Raw genomic sequence first — 7,108 nt, 5'->3', positions numbered from 1 at the left:
AAAACATGGATGTTTTCTACGAGCCCCCATGGATGGGTTCACGGCGTGTCCCGTACCCCCGCACCCGTCGGCCCTCAACTCGCAATGCCCCAGGCGAAGGCTGTTGCCGTTGCCGTTGCTCCAAAGAACACATTTCCAGATGGACCCCAACCATGAAATTGTTTGAACGCCTGTTCCAGCTCCATCACCACGGCACGACCGTGCGCACTGAACTGCTGGCCGGGCTGACCACGTTCCTGACGATGTCGTACATCGTCTTCGTCAATCCCGACATCCTCGCCACCACCGGAATGGACCCCGGCGCCGTGTTCGTCGCCACCTGCCTGGCCGCCGCCATCGGCTCGATGGTGATGGCCTTTGCCGCCAACTTCCCGGTCGGCATGGCGCCTGGCATGGGCTTGAATGCCTTCTTCGCCTTCACCGTGGTCGGCGCCGCCGGCCTGCCGTGGCAGCAGGCGCTCGCCGCCGTCTTCATCTCAGGGCTGGTGTTCCTCGCACTGTCCCTCACCGGCGTGCGTGCCTGGCTCGTCGCCGGCATCCCCGCCTCCCTGCGCGCCTCCATCGTCGCCGGCATCGGCCTGTTCCTCGCCATCATCGCCCTGCAGAAGTCCGGCGTCATCGTCGCCAACAGCGACACCCTCGTCGCACTGGGCCCGCTCAACACCGCCCCGCCCCTGCTCGCCCTCGCCGGCTTCCTGCTGATCGCCATCCTCGAAGCACGTCGCGTGCGCGGCGCCATCCTGATCGGCATCCTCGCCGTCACCGCCGCCGCCTGGGCCCTCGGCGACGTCCAGTACCATGGCGTCGTCTCCCTGCCGCCCAGCCTTGCCCCCACCTTCCTGCAGCTCGACCTGCCCGGCCTGCTGCACCATGACGGTGGCGCCCCCATCGCCGTCCTGCTCCAGGTCGTGCTCGTGTTCGTCCTCGTCGAAGTGTTCGACGCCACCGGCACCCTGTACGGCGTCGTCGGGCGTGCCGGCCTGCTCAAACTGCCCGGCGCCCAAAAGCGCTTCGGCCGTGCCCTGCTCGCCGACAGCACCGCCATCGTCGCCGGCTCCCTGCTCGGCACCAGCAGCACCACCGCCTTTGCCGAGAGCGCCTCCGGCGTGCAGGCCGGCGGACGCACCGGACTGACCGCACTGGTCGTCGCCGCCCTGTTCCTCGCCGCCCTGCTGTTCTCGCCGCTGGCCGGCATGGTGCCCGGCTATGCCACCGCACCGGCGCTGCTGTTCGTGGCCGGGCTGATGCTGCGCGAACTGGTCGACGTGGACTGGGGCGACCTTACCGAATCGGTGCCGGCCGCCTTGTGTGCGCTGGCCATGCCGTTCACCTATTCCATCGCCAACGGGTTGGCGTTCGGCTTCATTGCCTATGCGGTGTTGAAGGCGGGTACCGGGCGCTGGCGGGATGTGCATCCGGCCGTATGGCTGGTGGCCGGATTGTTTGTGCTGCGCTACGCGCTGGAATGATCCAGAGCGTCACGACCAACGGTCGTGACCTACCGGCGTTTGGACGGGGGGCGTCACGACCGGTGTTTGATCGGTAGGTCACGACCGTTGGTCGTGACCCGCTTCATGCCGGCGGGAGCTCGAATACCTGGCGCAGGTAGGCAAGGTAGCCCGGGTCGTCGCACATGCTCTTGCCCGGCGAATCGCTCAGCTTCGCCACCGGCTGCCCATTGCAGCGGACCATCTTGATCACGATGTTCAGCGGCGTCGGCCCCAGGTCGTTGGTCAGGTGCGTGCCGACCCCGAACGCAACCTGGCAGCGGCCACGGAAATAGTCGAACAGTCGCATCACCTTCTCGATGTTCAACCCGTCGCTGAACACCAGCACCTTGCTGCGCGGATCCACCCGCCGCTCCTTGAAGTGCGCCAGCATGCGGTCGCCCCAGGTGAACGGGTCGCCCGAATCGTGGCGCACGCCATCGAACAGCTTGCAGAAATACATGTCGAAATCGCGCAGGAACGCCTCCAGCCCGACCACGTCCGACAGCGCAATGCCCAGGTCGCCGCGGTACTCGCGTGCCCACGACTCCAGTGCCGCCACCTGCGAATCGCGCAGCCGCGGGCCCAGCGCCTGGAACGCCTGCAGGTACTCGTGGGCCATGGTTCCGTGCGGCGTCATCCCGTACAGCCGCGCGAAGTGCACGTTGCTGGTGCCCACGAACTGGTCGCCCAGCGCCTCGCGCATCATCGGCAGCATGCGCGCATGCCAGTCGCGCGAATAGCGGCGGCGGCTGCCGTAATCGGCGATGCGGCACAACTCGAAGCCCGGCGTATCGCGCAGCAGCGCCGTCTTGGCCTGCAGCCTGCGCTCGCCCTCGGCGTAGTCCGGCTCGCTTGTGTTGCGGAACCAGACCTCGTTGATGATCGCCAGCAGCGGCACCTCGAACAGGATCGTGTGCAGCCACGGCCCGGTGATGTCCAGCGCGATCTCACCCGGAACGTCCGTCGACGGACGCAGGTCGATGTACTTGCGGTCCAGGTGGAACAGGCCGAGGAAGTCGGCGAAATCCGGCTTCACGAAGCGCAGCCCGCGCATGTAGTCCAGCTCTTCCGGCGTGAAGCGCAGGCTGCAGAGATGGTCGATCTCGGCGTTGATCTGGTCCATGTAGCTGGCCAGGTCGATGCCGGGCGTGCGGCACTTGAACCGGTACTGCACCTGCGCGCCGGGGTGCTGGTGCAGCACCGCCTGCATCATGGTGAATTTGTACAGGTCGGTGTCGAGCAGCGATTGGATGATCATGCCCGGATTATGCGCCTGAGAGCATGTACCGACCAACGGTCGGTACCTACCGGGCAATGCCGTCCGCCGGTGGCGGGGACCAATGGAACGTGCCACCGTGGGTGGGCACCATCGCACCGCCCCACCGGGACACACCCACCGTTGGTGGGTATCAACACCCGGTAGGTGCCCACCGTTGGTGGGTACGCTTTTCAGCGCCGACGCAGCAACCGTGGCACCTGCGCCGCTGCGTGCGCCCAGATCGCGCCCCAGACCGCCGCCTGCACCAGCAGGTTGCGCCGGGGTGCCTCGAACCGGCGGAAGTAGCGCCACAGCCCGCGATGCTTGTGCCATTCCACGAAGAACGGCCGCGAGCGGCTGGACACACCGCGCACATGCACCACCTGCAGGTCATTGGCGATCGCCACCACGGCCCCGGCTTCACGGGCGCGCCGGCACAGGTCCAGGTCCTCGGCGTGCAGCCGATAGCCGGCATCCCAGCCGCCAATGCGCTCGAACAGCGCGCGCGGCATCAGCAGCAGCGCACCGGACAGTGCCGGCACCTGCTGCAGCGGCTGCGAAGGGTCGGCCGGGATCGCCAGCCGCGCGCCCTGCCCCGGGTGGCGCAGCATGGCGCCGAAGTCCGGATCGCGCCGGCGTACCGCCGCATCGGGCTGGCCCTGCTCGTCCACCTGCTCCACGCCCAGCACGCAGTCGCCCAGCGCTACCCCGCGCGCGCGCAGCAGCGACAGCGTATCGGGCGCTACCAGCAGGTCCGGATTGATGAACGCCAGCCACGGTGACTGGCTGTCGGCCACGCCCTGGTTGTTGGCCGCCGCGAAGCCCGGATTGTCCGGGTTGGCGATGAAGCGCAGGCGCGGGTCGGCGCTGGCATGGCGCTGCACGATCTCCAGGGTGCCGTCGTCGGAGCCGTTGTCCACCACCCGGATTTCGGCGACGTCTTCGGCGGCACGCAACCGCACCAGGCAGGCGTCCAGGGTACTGGCGCTCTGGTAGCTGACGATCACCACGGCAATGCTGGGATTCAAACGGACGACTCCGGCGGCGGGGCGGGCGAACCGAACAGATCGCCCTGGGACCGCGGCATTATCGCCTGCTGGTGCAGTCGCTGCAGGTCCTGGCGCAGCTGCAGCAGCGGATCGCCCATCAGGAAGGCGGCCAGTCGCGGCTGCCAGGCCGGCCAGCGCGTCCCCAGCGCTTCCATTTCACCGTCCTGCGCCTGCGCTTCGCCCTCGCGCGCGACGAAGGCGTTTTCGCACAGGGCATTGCGCCAGCCCAGGCCTGCCATGCGCAGGCTCAGGTCGACCAGCGCCGCGTTCCAGGATGCGTAGCTGTGCATGTCCAGGCCGCCGGCCTTGCGCCGCGCATTGGCCCGCAGCAGCACCGCATGGGTCACCGCTGACGGCAGTTCCGGGTGCAGACTGGGCAGTGCCGCGCAGGCCTGGGCGACTGCGTCGAGGTCGTCGGGCACCGGGTTGATCTCGCCCAGGCGCGGCCAGGCCACGGTTTCACCGGCGTTGCACCACGGCGTGGCCGAACCGATCGAGGCATCGCGGGCGAAACAGGCATCGAGCTGCTGCAGCCAGCCCGGCGCCGGTACCGCGTCCGGCGCCAGCACCACCACGTCGCTGCCGTCGCAGGCGCGCAGCATTTCATCCAGGTGCGCCACCTCGCCGATCGCCCGCGCCCGGCGCGTGTACTCGGCACGCAGCGGCGTGTGCGCCAGCCAATGTTCGATCACCGCCTGCGCGCGCGGCCCGGCCTGGCCGTCGTCGGCCAGCCATACCGGGGTGGCGGCGGGACTGCCGGCATCCAGCGCGGCCAGGCAGCGGTCCAGGGCACTGTCATCGACCCCGATCGGCAGCAACACGATCGTCCCCATCCAACCCCCTGCATGCGGCGTCCTCCCCGCAGCGTAGCAGGCGCGGCCGCCAACGTGGCAGCCGCCCCCGCCGGCTCAGCGCTTGGGACGGGCCGGGAACGGCTCCATCGCGCGGAAGCGGTTGCTGTATTCGTCGGTCAGGTTCCGCGACTCCTGCGCGTTGCGCACGATGGTCGGGGTCAGCAGCACGATCACTTCGGAGCGGTCGGTGTTCTGGGTCTTCCTGCCGAACAGCGCGCCGAGCACCGGGATCCGGCTCAGGCCCGGCACGCCGTTGGCGCCGTTCTCATCCGAATTGGTGATCAGCCCCGCCAGCATGATGGTGTCGCCGCTCTGCACCGCCGCTTCGGTGGAGATCTTGCGCGTGTTGATCGGCGGGTTGCAGGTGGTGCGGGTCGGGTCGCAGCCGGACGGGATCGCGCCGGCCGAACTGACTTCCTGCACGATGTCCAGGAACACCACGCCGTCGCGCGTGATGCGCGGGCGCACCTTCAGGATCACGCCGGTGTCCAGGTACTGCACCTGGCTGTAGGTGTTGTCGCCGCCGACCCCGGTGTTGACCGAGACCGAGTTGATCGGGATCTGCGTGCCCACGTTGAGCGTGGCTTCGGCGTTGTTGCGCACGAAGATCGACGGAGTCTGCAGCAGGCGCAGGTTGCTGACCTTGTCCAGCGCGGTGACCACTGCCGCCGCGTTCTTGCCCAGGAAGGTCCAGCCCAGCCCGCCTTCACCGACCCGACCGGAGATGCTGCCCCAGATCGAACGCCCCAGTGCACTGGGCAGGTCGATGCCGCTCTCGGTCTTGCCGGTTGCCACGGCCTGCTCGAAGAACCAGTTCACGCCGTAGGCGAGATCGCCGGTGAGCGACACTTCGGCCACCTGCGCCTCGATATGCACCTGCATCGGCATCACGTCGAGCTTCTCGATGACCTCGCGGATCGAGCGCCAGGCCTGCGGGGTGGAGCGCACCAGCAGCGTGTTGGTTTCCTCCACCGCCGACACGCCGACCGAATCGCCCTGCACTTCCAGGTTGAAACTGGCATTGCCGGGCTGGCGCTGCGGCAGGTTCATGGTGCCCTCGCCCATGCCGCCGGTGCGGTTGGTGCCGCCCGTGCTGCCGTTGCTGTTGAAGCTGTTGCTGCCGGTGCCGTCGCGGCTGCCCAGCTCCTGCACGTTCGCACCCGGTGCGAGCGAGCCGCCGCCGCGCCCGCTGCGGCTGTTTTCGCTGGCGAAGGCTTCGGCCAGGCGCTCGGCCAGGTCCTTGGCCTTGATGTAGCGCAGCTCATAGGAGAACAGCCGGGCGCTGCCGCCGGCGGTGTCGATGCGCTCCAGCCACTGCTGGATCTGGTCCAGGTAGCGTGCCTGCGGGGTGATCACCAGCACCGCGTTGGCGTTTTCCAGCGGCAGGAACCGGAACATGCCGGCGCTCGGGGTCTTGCTCTCTTCGCCGAACACCTTTTCCAGGTCGGCGGCGACCTGCTCGGCCTTGCCGGTCTGGATCGGGAACACGCCCACCGACATGCCCGACAGCCAGTCCACGTCGAAGATCTCGATCGTGCGCAGGTAGTTTTCCAGCTCCGAGCGGGTGCCGCCCAGGGTGATCACGTTGCGCCCGCCGTCGACGTTCACGATCGCGTTTGGGCGCGCGTACGGTTCCAGCACCTTCTTCATCTCGGTGGCGGAGATGTACTGCAGCGGCACCACCCGCACTTCGAAACCGCGTGCGTTGGCGGCCGGCGCGGTGCTCGGCGCCACGGTGCCGGCAAGCGCCTGGTCGGCAGCCACGATGTTGTAGCGGCCACCGCTGTAGACCATGCGCGCGTTGTTCCAGCCCAGCACCATTTCCAGCAGGTTCAGCGCCTGCGCCGAGGACACCGGCTTGGGCGTTGCCAGGGTCACCGTGCCCTGCACGCCGGGGGCGATCACATAGTTCTGGCCGAGCATGTCGCCGAGGATCGCCTTGACCACCGCATGCACCGACTCGCCTTCGAAGTTGAAGGTGGCGGTGCCACTGCTGGCCTGCGACAGCGCGGGCGACGGCGCCGCCGCCGCGCTGCGGTTGATCATGGTGCCGCTGCCCCGGCGGATCACCGGCTGCGGCGCACCGTCGGCGCCCAGCGGCTGCGCGTCCACGCCGTCATGCGAGCCGTCGCCGGCGACCACCTGGTGGCGACCGTCGAGTACCGCGTCGCGGCGCACCTCGGGCCCGGGCACGGAAGCGCAGCCTGCAAGCAGGGCCACGGCGAACGACAGGGAGAAAAGGCGCAATGTCATGCTTTCACTCTATTTGGTTTGGCCGGAGCCGCCCGCGGGCGGCTGCTGCGACTGTTGCTGCAATTGCTGGCGGCGCGCCTGGATGCGGGCGCGGATGGCTTGCATCTGTTGTTCGCTGGGTCCCTGCGCGCCGGGCGGCTGCGCTGCTGCAGCAGCGGCGGCGTTGGCTGCCGAATTGGCGGCAGCGGCGGCGGCCGCTTCGGC

At 68.6% G+C, this 7,108-nt stretch carries 5 protein-coding genes and 1 pseudogene; 1 reads left to right on the top strand and 5 read right to left on the bottom strand.

Annotated features, from left to right (window positions below):
- The first annotated feature begins 152 nt into the window (after positions 1 to 152).
- Entirely contained in the window at positions 153 to 1,469 is a 1,317-nt protein-coding gene (locus tag RWO33_RS18130; protein ID WP_314106611.1) for an NCS2 family permease, read from the top strand.
- A gap of 103 nt (positions 1,470 to 1,572) precedes the next feature.
- On the opposite strand, the gene pncB is transcribed toward RWO33_RS18130, so the two are convergent.
- The 5 genes and pseudogenes from pncB to RWO33_RS18105 all read right to left on the bottom strand — a co-directional run.
- Positions 1,573 to 2,748, bottom strand: a complete 1,176-nt coding sequence (gene pncB, locus RWO33_RS18125; protein ID WP_314106609.1) for a nicotinate phosphoribosyltransferase — start codon at positions 2,746 to 2,748, stop codon at positions 1,573 to 1,575.
- Between the two features lie 191 nt (positions 2,749 to 2,939).
- The gene (locus RWO33_RS18120; protein ID WP_314106607.1) at positions 2,940 to 3,776 is read right to left on the bottom strand and encodes a glycosyltransferase family 2 protein; all 837 of its coding nucleotides are present in this window, start codon (positions 3,774 to 3,776) and stop codon (positions 2,940 to 2,942) included.
- A complete protein-coding gene (locus RWO33_RS18115; protein WP_145481501.1) occupies positions 3,773 to 4,630 on the bottom strand; it encodes a glycosyltransferase family 2 protein in 858 nt (285 codons plus the stop codon). Before RWO33_RS18115 ends, RWO33_RS18120 begins: the two co-directional genes overlap by 4 nt.
- Positions 4,631 to 4,705: 75 nt before the next feature.
- Positions 4,706 to 6,904: a type II secretion system secretin GspD gene (gene gspD / locus RWO33_RS18110; RefSeq protein WP_314106605.1), complete on the bottom strand. Its 2,199-nt coding sequence runs from the start codon at positions 6,902 to 6,904 to the stop codon at positions 4,706 to 4,708.
- Positions 6,905 to 6,913: 9 nt separating this feature from the next.
- Positions 6,914 to 7,108 (bottom strand): annotated as a pseudogene (locus RWO33_RS18105) (hypothetical protein); the annotation flags it as partial.

Origin of the sequence: uncultured Stenotrophomonas sp. (assembly GCF_963519925.1) — a bacterium.
GTDB classification, from domain to species: Bacteria; Pseudomonadota; Gammaproteobacteria; order Xanthomonadales; family Xanthomonadaceae; genus Stenotrophomonas; species Stenotrophomonas maltophilia_AE.
This window is presented reverse-complemented; position numbering and strand designations above follow the sequence as displayed.